We start from the raw sequence: 25338 nt of genomic DNA on the forward strand, positions 1-25338 counted from the left end.
GGGCCGGTCCTGCGATAACCGACACAAACCAGATCAGGATCGCAACGAGGATCCGCATGGGCTTTTCCCTTCAGTTCACAAAAACGTGGCGCGCGCGGCGCCCGGTCGGTGGTCGGGTAAACCCAACCCGGCCAAACGGCGCGAGTCGGGCGGAATTCTGGTTTCCCCTACGTCGATTGCGCCGTAGCCTGCCGCCATGATCCGCTATGCCGCCTCGCGTTTGCTGTCCTTGGTTCTGTCGCTGGTCGCGGCCAGCGTGGTGATCTTTGCGCTGGTGGAGGTCGTGCCAGGGGACCCGGCGGCTTTCATGTTGGGGCTGAATGCCTCACCCGAAACGGTGGCAGCGTTGCGGGCCGAATTGGGTCTGTCCGGATCGGTGGTCAGCCGCTATCTGGGCTGGATCGGTGGCATGGTCCAAGGCGATTTCGGGACCAGCTACACGTATCGCGTGCCCGTCAGTGAGCTGATTTTACAGCGGATTTGGGTGTCGGTCCCGTTGGCGGGCTATGCGTTGATCCTGTCGACAGTGATCGCCTTGCCCATCGGCATCCTGTCGGCGGCGCGGCGCGGTAGGCCGGTGGATTACGGTATCATGGGTTTTACGCAGTTGGGCATTGCAGTGCCGAATTTCTGGTTCGCCATGCTGCTGGTCTTGTTATTCGCGATCACCTTGCAACTGGTCCCCGCAGGCGGTTTTCCCGGGTGGGAGGCTGGTTTCTGGGCAGGTATGACAGCGCTGACCCTACCGGCCATCGCGTTGGCTTTGCCCCAGGCATCGATTCTGGCGCGGGTCATGCGGTCAGCACTGATCGAGACCTTGGGCCAGGATTACATGCGGACCGCCCGTGCCAAGGGGCTGAGCGAGGGGCAGGCGATCTGCCGCCACGGTTTGCGCAACGCGCTGATCCCGGTGCTGACGATAATCGGGTTGCAATTTTCGTTCCTGCTGGCGGGCGCGATCATCATCGAAAACGTATTTTTCCTGCCTGGCCTTGGGCGGCTGATCTTTCAGGGCATCACCCAGCGCGATCTGATTGTGGTGGAAAGCGTGACGATGCTGCTGGTCTTTGCCGTGATCACCGTGACCTTTCTGGTAGACATTGCCTATGCCGCGGTCGATCCAAGGCTACGCCGCAGATGAGGGCTGGGGTACAGCTGTGGTTGGGTGTCCTGCTGACCGGCGCTGTGATGCTGGCAGCGGCTGTTTCGTTCATCTGGACGCCCTATGATGTGACGCAGTTGGCTATCGCGGCCAAGTTGCAGTCGCCCGGGCCGGATTATCTGCTGGGGACCGATCATCTGGGGCGCGACATGGTGTCGATGCTGATGGTGGGCGCACGTACCTCCATCGCCGTCGCCCTGGTCGCGGTCGGTATCGGGATCACGTTGGGCGTGCCGTTGGGCCTGTGGGCGGCGGCCACGCGCGGCAGTCTGACGGACGAGATCGTGATGCGCGGCAATGACGTGATCTTTGCCTTCCCGTCCCTTGTAATCGCGATCCTGATCACCGCAGTCTTTGGCCCCTCTGCGATCAATGCGATCATCGCTATAGGCATCTTCAACATACCGGTTTTTGCGCGGGTGGCGCGGGGTGCCGCGCTGAGCCTGTGGACGCGGGAATTCGTTCTGGCGGCTCGGGTGGCTGGCAAGCGCGGGGCTCGGATCTCGGCCGAGCATATCCTGCCGAACATCGCCAACCTGTTGATCGTGCAGGGGACCATTCAGTTCAGCCTTGGTATTTTGGCTGAAGCAGGGTTGAGCTATGTCGGCCTGGGCACCCAGCCGCCGACGCCAAGCTGGGGCCGGATGCTGGCCGATGCGCAGACGTTTTTCTATGGCACGCCACGGGTCGCCGTGTTGCCGGGGTTGGCCATTGTGCTGATGGTGCTGGGCCTGAACCTGATGGGTGACGGGTTGCGCGATGCGTTGGATCCCCGGTTGCGGAAGACGGTGCAATGAGCGGGCTGCAAGCACAGGGCTTGAACCTGCGGATTGGCGAAACGCCGATCCTAAAAGACGTTTCGTTGGATATCGCGCCGGGTCAGATCCTTGGCCTCGTCGGGGAAAGTGGGTCGGGCAAGTCGATGACGGCGCTTGCGGTGATGCAATTGCTGCCCGGCGGATCAATCTGTGACGGGACCGTCAGCCTGGACGGCGACGATCTGACCACCTTGACCGAAGCGCAGATGTGCGACCGGCGGGGGTGCGACGTCTCGATGATCTTTCAGGAGCCGATGACCGCGCTGAACCCGGTTCAGACCATCGGCTTCCAAATCGCCGAGACGGTCACGATCCATGGCGGCAGCCGGGCGGAGGGCGCCGCGCGGGCCAGGGATCTGCTGGCGCGCGTTGGGCTGGCCCAAATCCCGCTTGACCGCTATCCACATGAACTTTCGGGCGGGCAGCGGCAACGGGTCTGCATCGCACTCGCCATCGCGTTGCACCCCAAGCTGTTGATCGCGGATGAGCCGACGACGGCGCTGGATGTCACGACCCAGGCCCAGATCCTCGACCTGCTCAAACAGATCGTGACGGAGGAGGGTATGGCGATGCTCTTCATCACCCACGATCTGGCTGTGGTCGCTGGGCTGGCCGATGAGGTTGCGGTGATGAAGGACGGTGCGGTCGTGGAACATGGGCCCACCGCCCAACTCTTTGCGCGGATGCAACACCCTTATACGCGTGCGCTCTTCGCCGCGTCGCGCCATCAGCCGCAGCGGCAGATCCAGGCCGCACCGCAACCGCTATTGACCATCCAGAACGCAACGCGGACCTACCGGCTGCCCCGCCCGCATTTATTCGCCAAGCCTGATGCGCTGGAAGCCGTCTCTGATGTCAGCTTCAGCTTGCATCGGGGGGAGAGCCTGGGGTTGGTGGGTGGATCGGGGTGCGGAAAGTCCACCCTGACCCGCGCCATCCTTGGGTTGGAACCGCTTCAGGGCGGTAAAATCCAGTTGGACGGCCAATCGATCTCTCCTGACATGCCGCCTGACGTGAGGGGGCGGATGCAGGTCGTCTTTCAGGATCCCTATGGCAGCTTTAACCCGCGCCACCGGGTCCGCCGCATCCTGACAGAACCATTCCACTTGCAAGGATCGCCCACCGGTCTCGAGGCGCGGATCGCCGAGGCGCTGACCTCTGTCGGGTTGAGCCCGCAAGATGCAGATAAGTTCCCCCATGCTTTCTCGGGCGGGCAGCGCCAGCGCATCGCCATCGCCCGTGCCCTGATCACCCGCCCTGATCTGATCGTGCTGGATGAGGCCGTATCGGCCCTGGATGTCAGTGTCCGTGCCCAGGTGCTGGACCTGCTGGCCGATCTACAAGGCCAGTTGAAGCTCAGCTATCTGTTCATCAGCCACGACCTGACCGTCGTCCGGGCGATCACGGACCGCGTCTTGGTGATGGCCGCTGGCAAGATCGTCGAAGAAGGGCCCACCGAACGCGTCTTTGCCGATCCGCAGCACAGCTACACCCGAGCCCTGTTGGCAGCAGCGCCCAAGTTGCCGGAGGCTGCCGCATGAGGTCGCTTGTCTTTCTGGGTCTTCTCGTCATGGCCTGTCTGGCCGGGGCGGTCTTTGGGGCGCTGCACGATCAGGTCTCTTACACGGTTGGGCCGGAATACTTCACCGTACTGAAGTTCCAGCAATTTCAGATCGATCCGGGCCTGCCGATCCGACTGGGCGTGGCCCTGGTCGGGATCCTTGCCAGTTGGTGGATGGGGCTCGTGATCGGTCTTCCGGTCTTTGGGCTGGGGCTTTTCATCCCAAACCGACGCACCTATTGGCGCGCCGGAGTGACGGCGATCATGATCGCGATGGGAACGGCTGCGATGGCGGCGATCTTTGGGTTGGGATTGGCTTATGCGACGGTTACGCCGGATCGCGCCGCCACCTGGGCGGAGATCTTCCCACTGACAGAGCCCGTCCGATTTGGCCGGGTGGCCCTCATGCACAATGCCAGCTATCTGGGAGGCGGGGTCGGGCTGATCATCGCACTGATCTTCATGGGGCTGACAGTGCAGCGCGCGCGGAAAAACGATGGGGGACGGTAACATGGGCAAGGTTAATCTGGCCGAGAAGCTGGCGACATTCGATGAGCATTGGAGCCCGCGCATCGTGGCCGATTACAATGGCAACGATATTATGGTGGTCAAATTCCAAGGGGATTTCCCGTTCCATGACCACCCGGATACGGATGACTTCTTTCTGGTGATCGAAGGCGAGGTCACGCTTGATGTCGAGGATCAGACCCATGTTCTGGGTCCCGGCGAATTGTTCGTCGTGCCCAAGGGCGTCCGCCATCGCCCGCGTGCGGAGCGAGAGGCCAAGGTACTGCTGATCGAACCCGCCGGGACGCCCAATACGGGAGATGCCGAAACAGCCGCACCCAAGCCGCGGATTTAACGGATGCGGATTGCAGCCGATATCCGAGTGCTGTGTGGCGTGTTCGAGACCCAGCAGATGGTTTTTGAACACCTCCTCCATTGCCAACTGCGTGAGGGGGCCGCGTTGGATATGGACCATATCTCGGTCATCTGCCGGGCCGATCCTCGCCCCCGCCTGTCCCATCATTTCGAAGACGACTTGGTTGAGAAGATCGAGGAGGAGTTGGGCCTGCGAACCACCGTGGTTTTGATCCTGCCGGGCGCTGTGGCACAGGGTGATCGCCCCTTGGGCGGGACAGAGCAATTGTCGGATCTGGGCTTCTGGAGGGGTCATGTGCATGTGCCGGGCTGACAGCGTTGGGCGTCCGTGTGCGCCGGGCTGCGCTCCCGCATATCGCCACGGCGCCGGGCCGGATTGATGCGCCCGGGGCCCCGCAATCTGATCACCGATGTCGCCAGTTTGACAGTTGGCAACGCGCAGGACGCAACCTTGAAATCTGGCGTAACGGTCCTGACGGCTGACGCGCCCTTCGTGGCGTCTGTCAGCGTTATGGGCGGCGCACCGGGCACCCGCGATATCGCTTTGTTGGAGCCGGATAAAACTGTGCAGCAGGTCGATGCGCTCGTGCTGTCTGGCGGCTCGGCATTCGGGCTGGATGCCGTTTCGGGTGTCATGGACGGGCTTCGGGCCGTAGGTCGCGGCTTTGCCATTGGGGCGGCGCGGGTCCCCATTGTTCCGGGTGCGATCCTGTTTGATTTGCTCAATGGCGGTGACAAGGGGTGGGACGTCTCCCCCTATCCCGCGTTGGGCCGGGCTGCGTTCGATGCGTGTGACCCGGACTTTCGCATCGGATCCGCCGGGGCCGGGATGGCCCCGCGTGCGGGCGCGACCGGGTTGACACTTAAAGGTGGCCTTGGATCGGCTTCCGTCATTTTGGACAATGGCATGACGGTGGGTGCTCTGGTGGCCGTCAACGCGCTTGGTCAGGTCACGGTCGGTGACGGTCCCCATTTCTGGGCGGCCCCGTTCGAGATGGAGGGGGAGTTTGGCGGCTTGGGTCCCTCAGGCTCCCATAACCCCGCTGCCGAATTATGGGTCGATACGCCCCAGGGGTCTGCCACCACCATAGCTATCGTCGCCACGGATGCCGCGCTGACACAGGCCCAGGCGAAGCGGCTGGCGACCGCTGCCCATGATGGCTTGGCCCGCGCGATTGTCCCGGCCCATACGGCTTTGGATGGCGATCTGGTATTTGCCTGCGCGACCGGTGCGGTGGAAATGGTTGATGTGGTGCGCGATGGGATGCGCCTGGGACATGCCGCAGCGATCTGTCTATCGCGGGCTGTGGCGCGGGCAGTGTATGCCGCACGACCAGCCGAAGGGGACATTTTTCCGACCTGGTCCGAAATGTTTGCACCGGATTTGTGAACCGAAACGCGTGCCGCGAGTTATAGTCCCGTGCAACGTCACGTCTGAATTATCTTAAGGGAGACCGCCATGCTTGATGCCAACTCAGCCTTGAAAGATCGCTTGTCTGATCCGGATCTGCTCGCCACCCAAGCCTATATCGGCGGCGCATGGTGCGATGCCGCGGATGGCGGGACCTACACTGTCAAGAACCCCGCCACAGGTGAGGTAATTGCCGAGGTTGCAGACTGTGGTCGCGAGGACGCGGCCAAGGCCATTGATGTCGCGGGTCCAGCCCAGAAGGAATGGGCCGCGCGCACGGCTAAGGACCGCTGCAATACTCTGCGCAAATGGTACGATCTGATGATGGCGGCGCAGGATGATCTGGCCGCGATCCTGACGGCCGAGATGGGCAAGCCCCTGGCCGAGGCGAAGGGTGAGATCGGCTATGGCGCGTCGTTCGTAGAGTGGTTCGCAGAGGAAGCAAAGCGGATCTATGGCGAAACGATCCCGGGTCACATGGCCGATAAGCGGCTGACGGTGATCAAGCAGCCTGTTGGTATCGTTGGATCAATCACGCCATGGAACTTTCCCAACGCCATGATTACCCGCAAGGCGGCACCCGCCTTGGCCGCGGGCTGCGCATTCCTGTCGAAACCGGCTGAGGATACGCCGCTTTCGGCCTTGGCGCTGGCGGTGTTGGCCGAACGGGCCGGGCTGCCCGCCGGGTTGTTTGCTGTCTTGCCTAGCTCCGAAGGGTCGCGGATCGGCAAAGAGTTCTGCGAAAACAACGCGGTACGCAAGCTGACCTTTACCGGCTCGACTGAGGTGGGGCGGATCTTGTTGCGGCAGGCGGCGGATCAGGTGATGAAATGCTCGATGGAGTTGGGTGGCAATGCGCCGTTCATCGTCTTTGACGATGCTGACATTGATGCGGCCGTCGAAGGGGCAATGGCGAGCAAGTTCCGCAATGCCGGGCAAACCTGTGTTTGCGCCAACCGGATCTATGTACAATCTGGGGTTTATGACGCGTTTTCAAAAGCTTTCGCGGCCAAGGTTGCCGAATTGAAGGTTGCCGATGGCTTTGACGAAGGGACCACCATTGGCCCCATGATCAACGAAGCCGGGGTCGAAAAAGTCGAGGCCCATGTGAAAGACGCCGTGGACAAAGGGGGTGAGGTTATTCTGGGTGGGTCAAGGCATTCAAAAGGCGGCACTTTCTTTGAACCGACTGTGCTGACCGGAGCCACGCAGGATATGGTCTTTGCCCAACAAGAGACGTTTGGCCCCTTTGCGCCGCTTTTCAGGTTCGAGACTGAGGAAGAAGCAGTTGAGAAGGCCAATGACACCATATTTGGTCTGGCAGCCTATTTCTATGCGCGAGATGTGGGGCGGATCACCCGGGTCAATGAGGCGCTGGAATACGGGATCGTTGGGGTGAATACTGGCATTATCTCGACCGAGGTTGCGCCGTTTGGCGGGGTCAAGCAGTCGGGCCTGGGTCGCGAGGGCTCTCGCCACGGTATCGAGGAATTCCTGGAGATGAAATATACCTGCCTGTCCATTTGATCCGAACGGTTTTGACCAGGCACATATCATGCACATTCCATGCATAAACCATACATACGGGATATGCATGGGCTTGGTGTGGCTCTGGTCGTCCAGGCGACTCAGGCCGGATTCAAGGTTTATACCACAATGCGAAATCTGGCGAGGCGCGGGACATTGGACAAGGTGGTCCAAGCTGCCGGTGTCGCGGTTGAGTTTCTGGAACTGGATGTCCAGAAATCCGATACGATCCAGGCGGCGGTTGATACCATTCTGGTCACGGATGATCAGATTGATGTGCTGATCAACAATGCCGATGCAGGCTTTGTCCGCGCCATGGAGCGGGCGAGCGAGGCTGAGATTAACGGGGCGCTGGATGTTAAGTTCATGGACGTTGTCTGCTGCACGAAGGGTTGTATGCCTCATACGTGCAAATGCCGGTCGGGCCAAGTGATCAGGATATCTTCGGTCGGTGAATTGATCGCCCAACCCTTTAACGAGATATATTGTGCCGCCAAATTTGCCGTTGAAGGCTTTACCGAATCTCTGGCCTGCATTTCACGACTGCCGAGCCCGGTGGCATCCAGTTCAAATGCGCGGTATCCGTCCTAAAGCAAGTCGAGGAGACGGGGCATGCTGGAGGATGAATATCTGCCCATCCTGCAGGAATATCTTGCTACCTCCTAGGCGCGGGGCGATGTGGTGTATCAAACGGCAGAAGAAGTGGTTGGGGTCGTGATGGATTGTATCCATGCCGAGGCACTTCCCGTTTGGATCCGGACCTCTGACTGGGCCGAAGATCCATGCCGCTTTAAAACCGATTCGGACTCCGATGGCACGCAGGCGCAGACCATCGTGTTACGCGATTTTCTGGGGCGTGATGTTGGCATTGAGGCGCATTCGGTCCAGTGCCTGGTTGATCGATGTTGACCCCCATTGGTCACGATATCTGGATCGTCGATGGGGATGATGTGACCGTACTGGGCTTTCGCTATCCCACGCGCATGGCGGTCATACGCCTGTCGGAGGGCGGGTTGTTCATCTGGTCGCGGTTGCGCTGACCGATCCGTTGCAAAGCACAGTTGATGCGCTGGGCCCGGTTCAACACCTGGTTCCGCCCAATACGCTCCATCATCTGTTTCTGACGGAATGGGTGGCGGCCTATCCCAAGGCGGTCCTTCACGCACCACCGGGATTGCAGATCAAGCGGCCTGACCTTGCCTTTGACATCGATCTGGTTGATGCACCCCATCCCGATTGGGGCGGCGAGATTGATCATCTGGTGATCGCCGGTAACAGGATTACCACCGAGGTTGCGTTTTTCCACAGACCCAGCGGCACGGTTCTGGTTGCAGATCTGTTGCAGCAGATCCCCGAGGATCGGTTAAGCGGATGGCGGGCGCTGGTGGCGCGGCTGGATCTGATGACGGGGCCCGAGCCGTCTGTTCCGCGGAAGTTTCGACTGGCCTTTACCGACCGGAAGGCGGCGCGTGCCGCCATTACTCGCATGTTGCAATGGCCCGCCGAACAGGTTGTCATGGCCCATGGAACGCCTGTGACCTATGACGCCCCTGCGTTTTTGAGACGGGCATTCGGGTGGTTGATCACCTAGTGCTCAGGTCTGTTGATAGATGGCGACGACATTTTCGAATTTACGATTTTTCAGATCGTTTTGGCGGATCAGGAAATAAATCTGGCCCTCGCTGTTGCTTTGGTTCCAAGCGGTAAAATCGACCTGCAAAAGCAGTTGCCAATTCTTGGCCTGAGCGAAGATCTGGCCCTTATTGGCGGCCCACTGATCCCTATCCAGATATTGCTGACCGAATTCCGACAGGACCACAGCGTCATATCTGGGGTCGTCCTGATCCGGGACCGGCAGGCCCAGAAGGGTCACGGGCGGCAGGTCCTGCGCGCTCGCCCATGGAGCGTTTGTGTACCGCTCGATAAATTCGAGATCATCGATTTTGAAGGCCCGGTCGTGCAATTGGCTGTACTGTTGGAATTCCAGGGTATTCGGGGGTGTCAATTGTTGCCTTACCTGTAATTCTCCCAGGCGGGGCGGTGCAAAGAATGGTGGCTGCAAGTCCCCTTCGGTCAGGGGCAAGCCGATTTTCTTGAAGCTGGTTTTGACGGTCTCCACATAGTGTCCCGCGGCCTCGGTCAGAGCGGGCGGGACAGGATGGGTAACCGCGTTGGTGGGATCGCTTTGGTCCCAGATGACCTTTGCCAGGCGATCCCCGTGCTCAAATGGGCCGACCATCATGTCGTAGAAAAACAGCAGCCTGCCATCCGTTGGCAGATCCGTGGTGATCCCATCCAGGTTGGTTAGGTCTGCAAGGTCAATCTGCGCCACGAAAGACAGGGGCAAATTGGCCGCTGCATAGGCCGCGATTTCCTCCCCATAATCCTGGAAGCTGGCCGCATCGCTGGGCTGACGTGGGCGTGGCCATTCGATGCCGGCGGCCATGACCGGGGTGCCGCCGATCCGCGTCAGGCTGTCAGTCAGGTCCGGCGTGGGCTGGATGGCGATGGCGGGTACCAGAGCAGCCATCACCAGCTCCAGTAACGCGGGATCGAACAGGTCGGAGAGGATTTGACGCGCTTCGGCAAGATCGGTGAACATGGCAGTGATCCGGGATGGGTCGCTGTTGAGAAAAAGGCTACGTCCGGGCTGTCAGTGCGCCGCACTGATCTTGGTATAGTCGAGCTTGTTTTCCGGGGGAGAGGCCTGGATCTCTGCCACCTCGCGCCGCTTTGTGATCAGGATGAAGGCAAGGCAAGCCAGGTAGATTGCCACGACCACGGCGCCAATCCACTGGATTTGCAACCACTGACTTTGGAACAGCAGTGTCAGGGTAAAGAGTACCGCCACATTGCCCGCGATATAGGGAAGCTTGCCGAACCGCTCCGTGGTGATCGACAGATTGTCGGAGTAAAGCCGGATCAAGCTGTCGAGCGAGTTGATCACAAATGTGATGCCCACAATGATCATTGCGCCGTTCAAAAGGCCCACAGTGCTGATGTCATTCGAGCTGTAATAGTACAGGATCGTGAACCACACCGCCAAGGGGATGGACGGGATCACAAGCAGAGCAAGCAACAGGTATTGCGTGCGCAACCCGCCTACGAAACGCGCCGTGAACTGGCCGATCATGATCGACCAGGCGAACCACCAGAACAGGTAGAATTCGTGGTACGCGTTGATCGGTGTGACGAACTTATGCAGGTTTGCGAAATAGCCGCCGATCAGGGACATGGTGCCCCCCATCTCTCCCAATCCGATGCCGGCATAGGCCCATAGCAGTGCGATCAGCGCCGCGAACAGGATGGTTGATCCGACGCTTAGAACCTTGACGAACTTGATGTCCGTGCTGGAATAGGCTGCGGCCAGGATGACGCAGAAGACGATGACATAGAACGTGGCCACGACGCTTTCGCCATCACCGATCTCAGGAATGTAGGAGGGCAGGTAGACCAGGAACAGGCTGGCGGTGAAAGCGCAGGTCCCGACGATGACGATGTTGTTGAGGATCTTGACCGCGGGGATGGCAAAGAATTTGACCCGAGGTTCGACCACGCAGAAGTAAAAGCTGGTCAGGAAGTAAAACGCCCAGATCAGGAAGCCCCAAAACCCGAATTCAATCGCGAGCGGGTTGGTGAAGCCGTATTCCGGTGCTGTCTCGGTATCGGCATAGACCGGAAATTCACCCAAGGGGAACATGATCAACCCCACATCAAGGCCCGAGGTGAACAGGATTGCGATGAAGGTAAAGAGTGGCACTGGCGTGACACCGACAACCCGAAGTCCCCACCATTTGATCACGCAAAAGGCGACAAGGGCAAAGGCCAACAGGACCCCGCAGGAGATGACGATGGTCAGAAAGGTTGCCATGTTTTTGTCCCGATCTGGGCCGCCGAGGGAGGGCGCACCCGTTGTTTTGCGGGCGTCTGCGCGCCTTGGATATCGTGTGATAGATCAAATACTGCATATTCAGGCCAAAAACGAAATGGTTAAGCGAAATACCGGTGATTTGTCGCGGAACTCGCCCATTCCGTAAGGCGGTGGATTTTATGATTTCGTTACAAATCAGTTACCTGTTCGTCATGGGTTCAGGCCAAGCGGGTCCGGCAATATGACTGTTGGGAAACGGATATGACACGCTTTTTGACCCTCACCTCGGTTCTGGCACTCACCGCCGGAGCCACCTCGGCTGAGATGAGCTTTAACCGCATCGCGTCGTTTGCGACGCCTTTGAATATGGCCGAGGGGGAGGATACGAGCCGCGAAACCTCGCCCGAGATTATCGATGTGACGCCGGACGGGATGACGCTGATCTATACGGATAGCCCCCTCGAAGCGTTGGGCCGGGTGGATATCACCGACCCGGCGGCGCCAAAGCCCCTGGGCAACATCGCGCTGGATGGGGAGCCAACCAGTGTCGCCGTGGTGCAGGGCGTCGCGATTGTGGGGGTCAACACGTCCGAGAGCTATACCGAGCCATCCGGCTATATTGCCGCGATCAATGTGGGTGACGGAACTGAGACGGATCGCTGTGACCTGGGTGGTCAGCCTGACAGCATAGCTGTCGCCCCGGATGGCAGCTTCGTTGCTGTGGCTATCGAGAATGAGCGCGACGAGGATCTAGGCGAGGGTCGCACCGGGCAGATGCCTGCTGGCGCACTGACCATGGTGGATCTTACGGTCGAGGGCTTGGTGAACTGCGACACCCTGCGCGTGGTTGAGATGACCGGGATGGCCGAAGTTTCACCTGAGGATCCGGAGCCGGAATTCGTGGACATCAACGGTCTGGGCGAGACGGTGGTGACCTTGCAGGAGAACAACCATCTGGTTGTGGTCGCGGCCGATGGCGCGATCATGAACCATTTCTCGGCCGGTTCCGTGGATCTGAAGAATGTGGATCTGGACGAGGAACGCGCGCTGACCTTTGACGGCGAACAGCTTGGCCGCCCGCGCGAGCCAGATGCCGTGAAATGGCTGGATGACGATCATTTCATCACCGCAAATGAAGGCGATATGGATGGCGGTAGCCGGGGTTGGACCGTGTTCAACAAAGACGGCACCATCGTTTATGAAAGTGGGCTGACCTTTGAATATGCCGTGGCCGAGATCGGACATTACCCCGAGCGGCGGTCGGGAAATAAAGGCGTGGAGCCGGAATCGGTAGGTGTGGGCAGCTTTGGCGGCGTGCCGATGGCGTTTATCGGGGCAGAGCGGTCTTCGGTCGTGGGTGTTTATGATATGAGCGAACCTGCCGCGCCGGTTCTGGCGCAATTGCTGCCCTCGGGCATTGGTCCGGAAGGGTATGTGACGATCCCGGAGCGCAACCTGCTGGTCACCGCCAATGAGGTGGATCTGATCGAGGATGGCGGCGTGCGCGCATATGTTATGATCTATCAGTATGGTGAAGGGGCTGCGGCCTATCCGATGCTAACCTCTGCCGGGATTGCCTTGGAGAATGGCGCGCCCGTCGGTTGGGGGGCCATTTCGGGCATGGTGGCGGATGCCGAGGAGCCTGGGGTCATCTATGCGGTCAATGACAGCTTTTACGGGCAGCAGCCGACGATCTTTAAGATCAATGCAACGGCTCAGCCCGCCAGGATCGTGGATTACACCCGGGTGACCCGGGCCGGTTTTCCGGCGCAGAAGCTGGATATGGAAGGCATAACGCTGGACGGTGAAGGTGGTTATTGGATCGCCTCTGAGGGTCGGACGGATCGGGTGACGCCCCACGCGATCTACCGCGTTGGTGCCGATGGCGAGATCGCGGAGGAGATCGGATTGCCGGCAGAACTGATGTCTGTGGAGCGTCGGTTTGGTTTTGAAGGCATCACCAAAGTTGGCGATGAGTTGTGGATGGCGGTGCAGCGGGAATGGGGCGACGACCCCGAGAACCACGTGAAATTGGTCAGCTATAACCTGGAGACCGAGGCATGGGGCGCTGTGCACTATCCGAAAGCCGCCCCTGCGACCGGCTGGGTGGGCTTGTCAGAGATCGTGGCCCATGGTGCGTTCATCTACATCATCGAGCGGGACAATCAGATCGGTGACGCGGCGGTGACCAAGAAGGTTTACCGGGTCCCATTGGCCGAAATGGTGCCTGCCGAGTTAGGTACCGTGCTGCCTGTCGTGAGCAAGGAAGAGGTGCGCGACCTGATCCCCGATCTCAAGCAGTTGGGTGGCTATGTGCAGGACAAGGTCGAGGGTCTGGCGATTGATGCATCGGGCGAGGCCTTTATCTCCACCGATAATGACGGGGTGGATGACCATTCCGGCGAGACGTTGTTCTTTTCTATCGGTCAGATGTGATCTGACGATCCGTTTTCGTTTGACGGAATGCCCGGGCCGGTGGCCCGGGCATACGACATTCTGGCACGGGTTGAGGGGACTGGCCCTTTAGTCCCGCGGGTGCGCCAATTGCTGGATGCGCCTCCGGCGGGGATATTTTGGAACGCATAATTTAGGTCATTCGCCGTAGGGGACCCAGATGGTTTTGACCTCGGTTGCGGCGTTCAGGAAATCGCGACCTTCGCCGGATTTGATCCAGTCGCGGCGGGTGATCCAGGTGCGTTTGAGATTTGTCGCCGCGTTGGTTTCGATATCTTTGGCGAGGGCGGGTTCGGCAAAGGACCAGATCGCATCCACTTCCATATGTTTGGAGAGTGTATCGGCCAAGGCGGCGGGATCGCCGGTGATGATGTTGACCACCCCTGCGGGGACATCGGATGTGTCCAGCACCTGGTACAGGTCGGTTGCGGCCAGCGGGAAGATATCGGAGGGGACGAGGACCACGCGGTTGCCCATGGCAATCGCCGGGGCCATGGCGGAGATCGTGCCCAGAAGTGGCATTTCAGGGGGGCAGATCGCACCGATCACGCCGACCGGTTCATTGATGGCAAGCACGAAACCGCGGATCGGGACATCTTTTGTGGTTCCGTCAAGCTTGTCGGACCAGGCGGCATAGGTGAAGAGGCGGGAGATGCTGGTTTCGACCTCCAGCGTCGCAGCTTTAACCGGGATGCCTGCGGTGGTGAGGCGCACGGTGAATTCGTCGGCCCGGGCCGCGAGGTTTTCGGCGATATAGTAGAGGATTTGGGCGCGCAGGTGGCCAGTGGTTTTGGCCCAGCTTGTGGCTTTGGCGGCGGCCTCCACGGCGTTGCGAATGTCTTTGCGATTGCCATCGCCGACATGGCCAAGGAGTTTGCCTTTTGCGCCATGGACAACGCGGGAATAGCCGCTGTCGGGGCGGGCTTGCTTGCCGTCAATATACATTTTTGCCGTGCGGTCGAGACCTTCTGGCGCGATTTGGTCAGTGGCCCTGGGGCGTTTGGGGACGGCTGTGGATTTGGGCGGATTGGCGGGTTTTGTATAGGCCCGCAGGCCCTCCCACCCGCCTTCGCGCTCGAAGCCGCTGTCACGGATGCCGCCGAACCCGGCGGCCGCATCCATCATGTTGGTGCCATTGATCCAGATGATCCCTGCGGCAAGCTTTGGCGCGATATCGAGCGCGAGGTTGATGTTTTCAGACCAGACGGAGGCAGCGAGGCCATAGCGTGTGTTGTTGGCCATCTGGACGGCTTCGGACGGTGTGCGGAAGGTAGAAGCGACGAGGACGGGGCCGAAGATCTCATCTTGCATCAGCGGGTTGGCGGGGCTGAGGCCGGTGATCAGGGTTGGGGGATAGTAGCAGCCATCGGGGGCCGTGCTGCGGAAGGTCTCACCCTCTGTGTTGGCCTCCACCATGGCGGTGATCGCGGCGTGTTGGGATGGGTCGATGAGAGCGCCGATATCGGTGCATTTGTCGAGCGGGTCGCCGACCCGGAGCGTTTCCATTCGGGCACGGAGCTTTGTGTAGAACCCCTCGGCAATGCTTTCCTGAACCAGCAGACGGGATCCGGCACAGCAGACCTGGCCCTGGTTGAACCAGATGGCATCGACGAGCCCTTCGACGGCGCTGTCCTGATCGGCATCGTCGAACACGATGTAGGGAGATTTGCCGCCCAGTTCGAGGGTCAGTGCCTTGCCGGTGCCAGCGGTGGCGCGGCGGATCTGGCGGCCGACCTCTGTGGAGCCGGTGAAGGCGATCTTGTCGACATCAGCGGCGACCAAGGCGGCACCGGTCGCACCATCGCCGGTGACAATGTTGACGACACCGGGGGGAAGGCCAGCCTCCTGACAGATCTCTGCGAAGATCATTGCGGAAAGGGGCGTGTATTCGGCTGGCTTCAAGACGACTGTATTGCCCGTGGCTATGGCGGGTGCGATCTTCCAGGCCAGCATGAGAAGTGGGAAATTCCACGGGATGATCTGGCCGCAAACGCCGAGCGGGGCGCGGTCGGGGAGTTCTGTTTCCATCAGCTGTGCCATGCCAGCGTGGTAATAGAAATGGCGGATCGCAAGCGGGATGTCGATATCGCGGCTTTCACGGATCGGTTTACCTGTGTCGAGGCTTTCCATCACCGCCAGCAGGCGAGCGTGCTTTTGCATTAGCCGCGCGATGGCATAGATGATACGGGCGCGGTGGTGGCCTGTTAGCGCGGCCCATTTGGACTGGGCTTTGCGTGCTGCGGCAACGGCAGCGGCGACCTCCTCGACCGTACATTGGGTCATGTGGGCGAGATGTGCGCCGGTTGCCGGGTTGCGCAGGTCATGATCCGTGCGCAGGGGCCCCCAGCTATCGCTGATAAAGGGCCCCACAATGCCGCCGCGGCTTTCGATCCAGGCTAAAGCCTCCGCCGGGCTTTCCGGTGTCGGGCCGTAATCGAGGCTGTCGAAGAGTTCGGGGATGGTCATGGTATCGTCCTTGGTTGGACAGGTCTGATACGTGCCGCCTAGCCCATCGGGTGTCTGCGGGCAGCGGAATAGGCACCGGTCACGTGATGGTCGAGTTGGCGTTCGATATCCGTGAGCAGAGACGAGGCGCCAAAGCGGAACAGGTCGGGGGTGAGCCAGTCGCGGCCCAGTTCCTCGCGGATGAGGGTCATATAGATCAGCGCGTCTTTGGCCTTGGAAATGCCGCCTGCGGGTTTGTAGCCCACGCGGTGACCGGTGGCCTGATGGTAGTCGCGGATGGTGCGAAGCATCGTGAGGGTGACAGGCAGGGTGGCGTTGACGGGTTCCTTGCCGGTTGAGGTCTTGATGAAATCGGTGCCTGCCATCATGCAGATCAGTGACGCGCGGGCAACGTTGCGCAAGGTGCCGAGTTCGCCTGTGGCGAGGATCGCCTTGACATGGGCCTTGCCACAGGCGCGGCGGAAGGCCTGCATCTCGTCATAAAGCGCCTGCCAGTTGCCCGTCAGGACGTGGCGGCGGGAGATGACTATGTCGATCTCGGCGGCGCCTGCGGCAACACTTTCCTCGATCTCGGCAACCCTCAGGTGGAAGGGCGAGAGACCCGCGGGGAAGCCGGTGGAAACGGCGGCGACGGGAATCGTGGTGCCGGCGAGGGCCGCGCGGGCCGGGGCGATCATGTCGTGGTAGACGCAGACCGCGCCGGTGGTGAGGTTGGGCAGGTCGAGTGCCGCCAGGAGATCAGGACGGACGGGTTGCCTGGCCTTGGCACAGAGGCGCGCGACGCGGCCTGGCGTGTCGTCGCCAGAGAGGGTGGTCAGGTCGATGCAACTGACGGCTTTCAAAAGCCAAGCGGCCTGGTGGTCTTTTTTGATTGAGCGGCGACCGGGAAGCGTGGCGCAGCGCCGTTCGATGGCGGAGGTGTTGGCCTGAACGCGGCCGATCCAGTCCAGATCCAACCCCATGCCCGGGTTGCGGGCTTGGGGGGCGAGAGGGAGTTGTGTGGTTTGGTCCGGAACGGTATCCATGGTAGGACGGTGACATGGGGGCGGGCGTTGGGCAAGAGCCTGCAGGCGTGATCCGGCGGAGGCGCGCAAGCGCGCCACGACATGTCCCACCCCACGCGCTCCGCGCGCGTGGCGGTTGTTGGTGTGGTATATCGCTTTGAACTGTCGGGAGCAGGGTAAGGCCGGTGGCCACGCCGCGCGACACGCGCGGCGCCGGGCCCAACGGGCGATGAGCGCATATGCGCGAAAGGAGCCGGGCGGGAGTGCCACCGGCCTGGTTTGAGCGATGGGGGATGCCCCTTGGCAACCACCGATCAAAGCATGCGCTAGCCTTGGAGGACCTTTGCGGCATCGGTTAGGAACGTTTCCAGCCGCTGCGGATCGATGGGTTTGTTGATCAGCGGTACATCTGCATCCTGGCAGGCCTGCCGCAACGCGGATGACCGATTGGCCGAGACGATAGCGGCCGGAAAATGAGGGTAGCGGATGCGTAGCTGGGCCAGCAATTCAAGCCCATTCTGTTCACAACCCAGTTGCTGGTCGATCAGCACGGCATCGGGACAGATCTGAATGTCGTCCAACAATGACAGTGCGTCGGCCCCATGTTCGGCATCCAGTACGCTGACCCCCCAACGCTCCATGAGCAGGCTGAGCGCACGGCGAAATTCTAGGTCGTTATCCACGAGCAGAACGATCAGGCCAGTCTGATCCAGGATTGTCGCTCCCGATCGCGGCGGATCGCTGCGAGGGCGCTCGCCGTGGGCATCGGCCAGCGGCAAGCTCACGAAAAAGCCACTGCCACGTCCAACTTCTGACCACAGGCCCAGCGGATGACCCAATCTGGCGCAGGCGCGTTCGACGATGGCCAATCCCAGCCCGAGGCCTTCCGAAGCGCTGGCGCGGGTATCCAGGCGGGAAAACTCTTTGAAGATCAAATCCTGGTCACCTTCGGCGATGCCGGGGCCAGTATCCCAGATCTCCATCCGGACCGAGCGGCCGTGGTGCCGTGCGCCCACAAGAACGCGGCCCGAATCCGTGTAACGGATCGCGTTCGAAATCAGGTTGCGCAGGATCCGCCGCAGGAAGGCCGCGTCGCTTGAAATCACAGCCGAGGAGGGCACGACCTTGAATTCCAGCCCCTTTGCTTTCGCCAAGGGCTCCATCTCCGACTGCAGGGGGGTCAACACATCCATCAACGGCACGGGCGCCACGTCAAAGGACGCTTTTCCGGCCTCCAACCGCGAGATATCCAGCAACGCGTCGATGATCTGTTCGACCGAGGATAGCGCGCTTTCGGCTTTGTGGATGATAGCTTTGTCGGCGGCGGTACGGGTCGGCCCGTCCAATGCTGACACATAGAGCTTTGCCGCCGAGAGCGGTTGCAGCAGGTCGTGGCTGGCTGCTGCAACAAATCGGGATTTCGAGGCATTGGCGCGTTCTGCCGCTGCCAGCGCGTCTTCCAGATCCAGTGTCCGGTCCAGAACGCGTTGCTCCAGCAATTCATTGGCATCGAAGAGCGCCCGGGCTGCCTCTCGTTCAGCCGAGACATCGGTGAAGCTGATCACAAAGCCATGGTCGGGCATTTCCTGGCAAAAGACCGCTAGGGTCATGCTGTCACCGCTGCGGATTTCGAACGACAGAGGTGGACGGTCCGCGGTTTGTGCGATCCAGGCCACCAGGTCCTTGCGTGTGACGCCGCCTTCGAAGCGGATATCGTCGGACAGACGATCCAGCAATTGGTGGAAACCTGCCCCAATGCGGAACCGGGTTGCGGGCACGGACAGCAAGGTGCCCACCTTGCGATTCCAGCCCGCCAACCGGGCATTGCGGTCAAAGATGCAGACGCCCTGATTCAGGTGATCCAGCGTGGCGCGCACCATCCGGGCCTGTTTGTCGATCAGTTTGCTGCGCTCTTCCCGCTCGATCCGCATGATATCGGTGATATCTGTCTGCAGGATCACGGTGCCACCATTGCCCGTGCGATGCTCGCTAACTTGCAGCCACCTGTCCCAGATCAGGCGCACGTTGAACATTACGCTTTTGTCGCGGTGCCGACTGATCCGCCTTTGGGCCCAATCGGACGGTCCTTGCCCGTCTGGCAGCGCCAGAAATCGACTTTCGCTGATGAGTTGGACGTAATCGACAAAGCTGAGGCCGGGATGAAGTTCATCCGATACGTCCAGCATCTGCTGACAAAACCGGCTGTTTGACAGGACCAACGTATCGTCGGGGCTGAACAGGGCAAAACCTTCGCTCACGGCCTCTATCGCGTCGGTCAGATCGGTGCGGGCCTGTTCGGTCGCGGCATTGGCCTCGGCCAAGCGCGCATTGCTTTCATGGAGCAGGTCGAGCGTGCGCTCCAGATCGCGGGTGCGGGAGCGGACCTCATCCTCCAGCATCGCGGCACGTTCGAATTGGATGTAGGCTAGGCCGGAGCGGTCGGTATCCTGCTCGACCCGCCGCATCAGCGCAGCGCTAATCTGAAGGAGCTTTTCGTTTTGCCGCTCCAGGCTGTCCTCCGGATTGAGGATCGACATCATTTGGCGATGTCTTGATCTTGGGCCGGATAGATCGCGACACCGGTCATCGTGTGGTTCACATGCATCGCCCGGTATTGCTCGCCATAGGTCGAAAAGCCCACGACATTGTTGTCGGTCAGGATTTTCGAGATCTTGTGGGTCATCTGGCGTTGCCCGGCCTCCAGCCGCCGGAGCAGGCAGTCACATGCCAGCACCATTGCCGGCGCAGTGCCTTGGGCCAAGGCGTTCAATTCTCGGTCGAGATGTTGATCCATCGCTTCGGGCTCGGCCAGTGTCAGGACGGCGCCTTCATCGATGGCAGAGAAAAAAATCAACTCGCCCTCGCGGTTGACCCGCTGGATTGCGCGGACATGGTGACGCCCGCCAAGCCGCACCACCAGTGGATGGGCCGCAAAAGTGAACTGGTCCAGCTGTCCTGGATCCTTGCCGAGAATGCGCGCATATTCAGTTGCCGCAGGCTCTGCATTGATCTGTTGCACGACCCGGCGCGAGGGATCGGCGCGCGTGACCACCATGCGCCGTTCGGTTGGGATCAGGTGATCGAGGCTGAACACCTTGATCGGGCAGGCGGTACGCACAAGGGTCAGAAGGGCTGCGTCTTGCAAGACGGCCTTTCCAAGTGCCAGGTGTGTCTTTTGAAAATCAGTCCCATCGCCTGCCGACCCGCCAAATAGCGGAACGGGGCCAAGGCCGGATGCCAACATGGCGGTTAATTCATCTTCCCGCATCGACAGACCATCGATCATGAGAAAAGCGAATTCGTTGGAAAAACCCGGTGCTTGGGACGCCAGTGCAGAGCGGGCCTGCACCACGCGGTCGATCTGTGATTGGGGATCGAGGGTCGACAGGTCCCGGATATCGAGCGTGGTTGTCGCAAAACTGGCACTTGGCAAAGCAGTGGCCACGATCTGCCCGTCAGTATACCCATTCGCGCCAATCTCGCCCGCAGTGGTGCAGGCAATGACGGTCGCATGATCAAAGACCTCTGTCGCTTGTCGTGCGACATCATCGAAATCCGCCAGGGGGCTGACGAACAGGCAAACCAACGACAAATCACGTGACCCGAGCAAAGGTGCGAGGGCTGCGATTTGGGTTTCCCCGGTCACATCAACCTGCGCAGTGCGCGGCTGTCTATCGTTCTGAGCCTCCCGGGCAGACGGTGGGCTAGTTCCGTCCACGAGATATTCCCGATTATATTGTTATTGGCTGACGATATGTGGCCTAGACTGCGTTTGGCAAGACATTCCCGAAATGCGCTTCTTGGGCAATGAGCACGGCCTGGGTGCGACTATGGACGCCAAGCTTGCGCATTATGGCGGTTACATGGGCCTTTACAGTGGTTTCCGCGATCGAAAGATCATAGGCGATTTGCTTGTTCAGCTTGCCTTCACAGATCAGCTGCAGAATGCGGGCCTGCTGGTTGGTGAGGGTCGACAGTCGGTTCAATGCCTCGTCCCGGGCATTGCTGTTATCCGAATCTGTCGCTACCTCGACAAAGCCGTCAGGGGTATAGGTCCCACCGCTGAGGATGGCATGGATCGCCTCGCCGAAAACCTCACGCTGACTGTGCTTGGGCACGAAACCGGCCGCACCGGCGCGCAGCGTGTGTGTGATCATGCGATTATCCGCCATGGAGGACACGACCACGACCGGCACGCCCGGTGCTGCTGTTTTCAGGCGGATCAGACCATCGAGCCCGTTCACGTCCGGCAGGTTCAAGTCCAGCACGATCAAGGCGGGGTTGCTGCCATTGTGAATTTTATCCAGCGCGGCACCCAGCCGATCAGCCGTATCGATGTCACTGAAGGATGCCACCGATTTGAGTGTCAAGGACAGGGCATCGCAAAACAGCGGATGATCGTCGATGACAAGGGCGCGGTCCGGTACGGCGTTCGATAGGGAAGAAATGGCAGGCGTCATGAATGCTCCGATCTAAAATTCAGCCTAACGGGGCAGGTGGGGCAGCGTCATTAGCCAAATGGTCTTAGGTCTGGTGGAATTATCAAACAGCGCGTGCCGGGGGCCCGCATTACATTCCGCGCATCCTGCGCCGGGGGTTTCGGATCAAAAGATGATCCGAAACTTTTGGGTCATTTCGCTGTGCCGACGTCAATTCCCCAGATCTGCCGATGCTCGGCGGCATCGGCTTCATGTTGATCCATGTCATAGCTCATACCGTTGAGGGCTGAACAATGAAAAAGGGCGCGCCTGATCTGGCACGCCCTTTCTGATTGAATGTGTGGCTGAGTCAGTTGGCAGAGGCCAACTGCTTTGGCAGTTTGAACGTCCAGAGCAGGCCACCTTGGTTCAGGTAGTTCACCTTGGAGGCCACTTCGCCGCCCCAGAGCGGCACAGCGCCACCCCAGCCAGAGATGACGGAAACATATTGCTCGCCATCCTGCTCCCATGTGACGGGCTGACCGACGATGCCGGAGCCGGTCTGGAAGGACCAAAGCTCTTCACCCGTTTCGTCGTCAAAGGCGATGAACTTGCCTTCGGGCGTGCCGGTGAACACCAATCCACCTGCGGTTGTCATCACGCCACCCCAAAGTGGGGCGTCGTTCTTGAACTCCCACTTTGTTTCGCCGGTATCGGGGTCGATGGCCTTGAGGCTGCCGATATGGTCTTCGTAGTTAGGCTTGATGGTAAAGCCCGCTCCCAGATAGGCAGCCCCTTTTTTATAGGTGATGGGCTCGTTCCAGATGTCCATGCCCCATTCGTTGGAGGGCACGTAGAAGTTGCCGGTTTTCTGGCTGAACGCCATGGGCATCCAGTTCTTGCCACCCAGGAAAGAGGGCGAGGCAAAGATCACTTCACCCTTCTTGCCATCAGCTGCGGCAGATGGATCGCCGGGACGGTTGGCTTCGTTAAAGATCGGGCGACCATTTTCATCGATGCCTTCGGCCCAGCTGATATCCTTGACGAAGGGAACAGCCGAGATGAATGCGCCATCCTCACGATTGAGCACGTAGAAATAACCATTCCGGTCAGCAGTGGCCCACCGCTTGTTGCCCTCGCGGTCGGTATAGGCGACGACCTCGTTCACGCCGTCATAATCCCAGCCTTCGCGCGGTGTGGTCTGGAAATGCCACTTGATCTCACCCGTGGCGGGATCGATGCCGATGCGGCTGGCAGCATAGAGATTGTCGCCCGTACCATCGTTGTTCTGGCCTGCATCGCGCAACCAGCTGTTCCAAGGTGCGGGGTTGCCAGCACCAAAGACCAGAGTGTCCGTTTCGATATCGTAGGATCCACCCAGCCAAGTGGCGCCACCGCCGGTTTTCCACATATCGCCGGGCCAGGTGGCGTTCAACTCACCCGTCATGGTGCTTTCTTCGCCGTTCAGCGTACCCATGTGACCTTCGATCACGGGGCGGGTCCATACCATCTCACCCGTTGCCGCGTCGCGCGCCTGCACTTCGCCGACGATCCCAAACTCACCGCCAGAATTGCCGGTTATGATAAGGCCGTTCACGACCAGCGGTGCGGCGGTGTAGCTGTAACCGGCCTTGTAATCGGCAATCTTCTTGCGCCAAACCACATCGCCAGTATCCTTGTTCAAGGCGACGATCCGTGCGTCCAGGGTGCCGAAGTAGACGTTGTCGCCATAGATCGCAGCGCCGCGGTTGACCACGTCACAGCAGGGCAGGATACCTTCGGGCAAGCGCGCATCATACTGCCAAATCTCTTGCCCGGTCTTCACGTCGATGGCGTAAAGGCGGCTGTAAGATCCGGTGATATACATTATCCCGTCATGGATCAGTGGCTGCGTTTCCTGGCCGCGTTGTTTCTCTCCACCCAGGCTGAAGGCCCATGCGGGAACCAGGTTTTCAACGTTTTCCTTGTTCAGCGTGTCGAGCGGGCTGTACCGTTGAAGATGGCGGCCCATCCCATTGGTCAGGATATCGCCGGGCGTGGCCTGGTCATTGGCCAGATCTTCCTCGGTCACCTCGGCGTAGGCGGCTGTTGTTGCCAGTACCGTCGCCGTTACGGCAGCTATGAAGCGGTTCATTGGGCTCCTCCCTTTACCAATGCACAAATAGCCTGCGTGTGAATACAGGCCCTCCCACACCAATAGAGAGAGGCTGTGTAATCAGGGAAATGCCACATTGGTCGTAAGACCCCAGGGCTCTTGACAGGCTGCGGCCCTGACTGTGGCATTTGCCGATGAGAGAGGAGGGTCAAGGGATGAGATGGACCGCGTGGACGGTGTCCCTTGGTCTGGCGGGGGCGGCCTGGGCCGAGGACAGTCGCGGTGTTTGGCTGGAGGCGGAAGACGGGGGCCGCATCCGCATCGCTACTTTGCATGACACGGGCCAGACCTACCGGGTCGAAATGGCCAGGGCGCCGTTTGTGGATCATTTCCTATCGATGCGCCCGTTCAAACGCCTGGAAGGGCCCCAGACCCATTGGTGCCACGTCCCCTATCCCTATGACCAGGTTTGCATATCGCCCGAGGTCGATCCGACCGATCTGAAATATGAGTTTCTGTTTCTTTGGAAAGGTGCGACGGAATACGGGATCAACATGTGGAATGGGGTATATTATAAGTTGGAGAAGGCAGACCAGGGGTGGGTGGGCATGCTGCACGAGATGAATATGGATCTGCTGTCGGCCCCTCCGCCGGTTGGCATGACACACCCGTTTGATACAGCCAATCTGGAACCGGGTGATCCGGCGCGCTTCTGGCTGCCCCGTCTGGTCATTGAATAAATGGATCATTGGGACCTGATCGCCGGAATGTCTGCGCAGGATCGTGCAGCCCTGACCAGACGCCGCAATGCACCTGGTCTGTGGCACCTGGCAGGCCATCTGACGTTGATCGCCGCGACGGGCACCTGGATCGCGGCGGGTTGGCCGTTTTGGGGAGCGGTGCTGCCGGTGCATGGCATCTTTCTGGTGTTCCTATTCACCCTGACCCATGAAACGACCCACAAGACGCCATTTGCCACCCCTTGGCTGAACGAATGGGTCGGGCGCGCCTGCGGTTTCGTGCTGCTGATCCCATTTGAATGGTTTCGCTATTTCCACCTGGCCCATCACCGCCATACCAACATACCCGGCAAGGACCCCGAGCTTGAGGGTGGTGGCTTGCCTGGCACCCGCCGCGCCTATTGGTGGAGGGTCTCGGGCCTCCCTTACTGGTTTCGCGTTATCCGGCAGATCGCCGCGCTGGTAAGAGGGCAGGGGATGGCGGACTATATTCCCAACGCCGCGCGCCCGCTGATCGTGCGGGAAGCACGGACCATGCTTGCGATCTATGCGTTGGCCGTCGGCAGCCTTGCCATCTCTCCCGCCCTGTTCTGGCTGTGGATCCTGCCCGTGGTTCTGGGTCAACCAGCCCTGCGGCTCTACCTGATGGCTGAACATGGCCGCTGCGCCTTCGTGGCCGACATCCTGGACAATACCCGCACCACATTCACCAACCGGATCGTGCGGTTCCTGGCATGGAACATGCCGTATCATACCGAACATCACACCCTGCCCAACGTCCCCTTCCATGCGCTGCCCCGCCTGCACCGGATCATGGCACCACACCTGAAGCATACCGCGCCGGGGTATCGATGGTTCAACTGGCGCCTGCTACGGGATCTGCCGCCGGCGCCCTGATTTCGGCCTTTGGTCGCATATCGGCTGTTGCG

At 60.2% G+C, this 25338-nt stretch carries 23 protein-coding genes; 15 read left to right on the plus strand and 8 right to left on the minus strand.

What is annotated here, in order from left to right; all coding sequences use genetic code 11:
• The first annotated feature begins 196 nt into the window (after window positions 1-196).
• The 12 genes from IU397_RS02130 (at window position 197) to IU397_RS02175 (ending at window position 8952) form a co-directional block, all read left to right on the plus strand.
• Window positions 197-1141 carry an ABC transporter permease gene (locus tag IU397_RS02130; protein WP_204410153.1) on the plus strand — a complete coding sequence of 315 codons (945 nt, stop codon included), beginning with the start codon at window positions 197-199 and terminating at the stop codon, window positions 1139-1141.
• Window positions 1138-1959 (plus strand): ABC transporter permease, encoded by an 822-nt coding sequence (locus IU397_RS02135; protein ID WP_204410155.1) that lies wholly within the window; start codon window positions 1138-1140, stop codon window positions 1957-1959. Before IU397_RS02130 ends, IU397_RS02135 begins: the two co-directional genes overlap by 4 nt.
• Entirely contained in the window at window positions 1956-3521 is a 1566-nt protein-coding gene (locus tag IU397_RS02140; protein ID WP_204410158.1) for an ABC transporter ATP-binding protein, read from the plus strand. Before IU397_RS02135 ends, IU397_RS02140 begins: the two co-directional genes overlap by 4 nt.
• Window positions 3518-4051, plus strand: coding sequence for a hypothetical protein (locus tag IU397_RS02145; protein WP_204410160.1), 534 nt, complete (start codon window positions 3518-3520; stop codon window positions 4049-4051). The genes IU397_RS02140 and IU397_RS02145 overlap by 4 nt, the downstream gene beginning before the upstream one ends.
• A 1-nt stretch (window position 4052) precedes the next feature.
• A complete protein-coding gene (locus IU397_RS02150; protein ID WP_204410162.1) occupies window positions 4053-4403 on the plus strand; it encodes a cupin domain-containing protein in 351 nt (116 codons plus the stop codon).
• Window positions 4404-4406: 3 nt separating this feature from the next.
• A complete protein-coding gene (locus IU397_RS02155) occupies window positions 4407-4736 on the plus strand; it encodes a hypothetical protein (RefSeq protein ID WP_204410165.1) in 330 nt (109 codons plus the stop codon).
• A gap of 66 nt (window positions 4737-4802) precedes the next feature.
• Complete coding sequence (locus IU397_RS02160; RefSeq protein ID WP_204410168.1) at window positions 4803-5813, plus strand: P1 family peptidase; 1011 nt, start codon at window positions 4803-4805, stop codon at window positions 5811-5813.
• Window positions 5814-5882: 69 nt separating this feature from the next.
• Entirely contained in the window at window positions 5883-7361 is a 1479-nt protein-coding gene (locus IU397_RS02165; RefSeq protein WP_204410170.1) for an NAD-dependent succinate-semialdehyde dehydrogenase, read from the plus strand.
• 63 nt (window positions 7362-7424) lie between these two features.
• A complete protein-coding gene (locus tag IU397_RS23165; RefSeq protein ID WP_239479564.1) occupies window positions 7425-7952 on the plus strand; it encodes an SDR family NAD(P)-dependent oxidoreductase in 528 nt (175 codons plus the stop codon).
• Between the two features lie 90 nt (window positions 7953-8042).
• A complete protein-coding gene (locus tag IU397_RS23170) occupies window positions 8043-8270 on the plus strand; it encodes a hypothetical protein (protein WP_239479533.1) in 228 nt (75 codons plus the stop codon).
• The gene (locus tag IU397_RS23175; RefSeq protein ID WP_239479534.1) at window positions 8264-8401 is read left to right on the plus strand and encodes a hypothetical protein; all 138 of its coding nucleotides are present in this window, start codon (window positions 8264-8266) and stop codon (window positions 8399-8401) included. Before IU397_RS23170 ends, IU397_RS23175 begins: the two co-directional genes overlap by 7 nt.
• Before the next feature lie 8 nt (window positions 8402-8409).
• A complete protein-coding gene (locus IU397_RS02175; RefSeq protein ID WP_239479535.1) occupies window positions 8410-8952 on the plus strand; it encodes a DUF4336 domain-containing protein in 543 nt (180 codons plus the stop codon).
• Window positions 8953-8955: 3 nt separating this feature from the next.
• On the opposite strand, the gene IU397_RS02180 is transcribed toward IU397_RS02175, so the two are convergent.
• Together IU397_RS02180 and IU397_RS02185 are read right to left on the minus strand one after the other, a co-directional pair.
• On the minus strand, window positions 8956-9963 hold the full coding sequence (locus tag IU397_RS02180; protein ID WP_204410173.1) for a DUF1963 domain-containing protein: 1008 nt from the start codon (window positions 9961-9963) through the stop codon (window positions 8956-8958).
• A 51-nt stretch (window positions 9964-10014) separates the two neighbouring features.
• Window positions 10015-11220 carry a BCCT family transporter gene (locus IU397_RS02185; RefSeq protein WP_204410593.1) on the minus strand — a complete coding sequence of 402 codons (1206 nt, stop codon included), beginning with the start codon at window positions 11218-11220 and terminating at the stop codon, window positions 10015-10017.
• Between the two features lie 273 nt (window positions 11221-11493).
• Between IU397_RS02185 and IU397_RS02190 the strand changes: the two genes are divergently transcribed.
• Entirely contained in the window at window positions 11494-13668 is a 2175-nt protein-coding gene (locus tag IU397_RS02190; protein WP_204410175.1) for an esterase-like activity of phytase family protein, read from the plus strand.
• A gap of 156 nt (window positions 13669-13824) precedes the next feature.
• On the opposite strand, the gene IU397_RS02195 is transcribed toward IU397_RS02190, so the two are convergent.
• The 6 genes from IU397_RS02195 to IU397_RS02220 form a co-directional block, all read right to left on the minus strand.
• Complete coding sequence (locus IU397_RS02195) at window positions 13825-16152, minus strand: aldehyde dehydrogenase family protein (RefSeq protein WP_204410177.1); 2328 nt, start codon at window positions 16150-16152, stop codon at window positions 13825-13827.
• Between the two features lie 38 nt (window positions 16153-16190).
• On the minus strand, window positions 16191-17177 hold the full coding sequence (deoC, locus tag IU397_RS02200; RefSeq protein WP_204410179.1) for a deoxyribose-phosphate aldolase: 987 nt from the start codon (window positions 17175-17177) through the stop codon (window positions 16191-16193).
• 305 nt (window positions 17178-17482) lie between these two features.
• A complete protein-coding gene (locus IU397_RS02205) occupies window positions 17483-19693 on the minus strand; it encodes a PAS-domain containing protein (RefSeq protein ID WP_204410595.1) in 2211 nt (736 codons plus the stop codon).
• Entirely contained in the window at window positions 19693-20874 is a 1182-nt protein-coding gene (locus IU397_RS02210) for an FIST N-terminal domain-containing protein (protein ID WP_370541593.1), read from the minus strand. Before IU397_RS02210 ends, IU397_RS02205 begins: the two co-directional genes overlap by 1 nt.
• 43 nt (window positions 20875-20917) lie before the next feature.
• The gene (locus IU397_RS02215) at window positions 20918-21616 is read right to left on the minus strand and encodes a response regulator transcription factor (protein WP_204410181.1); all 699 of its coding nucleotides are present in this window, start codon (window positions 21614-21616) and stop codon (window positions 20918-20920) included.
• A 328-nt stretch (window positions 21617-21944) separates the two neighbouring features.
• Entirely contained in the window at window positions 21945-23708 is a 1764-nt protein-coding gene (locus IU397_RS02220; protein ID WP_204410183.1) for a PQQ-dependent methanol/ethanol family dehydrogenase, read from the minus strand.
• Between the two features lie 176 nt (window positions 23709-23884).
• Between IU397_RS02220 and IU397_RS02225 the strand changes: the two genes are divergently transcribed.
• Together IU397_RS02225 and IU397_RS02230 are read left to right on the plus strand one after the other, a co-directional pair.
• Window positions 23885-24409 (plus strand): hypothetical protein, encoded by a 525-nt coding sequence (locus tag IU397_RS02225; protein ID WP_204410185.1) that lies wholly within the window; start codon window positions 23885-23887, stop codon window positions 24407-24409.
• A complete protein-coding gene (locus IU397_RS02230; RefSeq protein ID WP_204410187.1) occupies window positions 24410-25306 on the plus strand; it encodes a fatty acid desaturase in 897 nt (298 codons plus the stop codon). It abuts the gene before it with no gap.
• Window positions 25307-25338 lie beyond the last annotated feature (32 nt).

Source organism: Actibacterium sp. 188UL27-1 (assembly GCF_016901225.1).
GTDB lineage: Bacteria > Pseudomonadota > Alphaproteobacteria > Rhodobacterales > Rhodobacteraceae > 188UL27-1.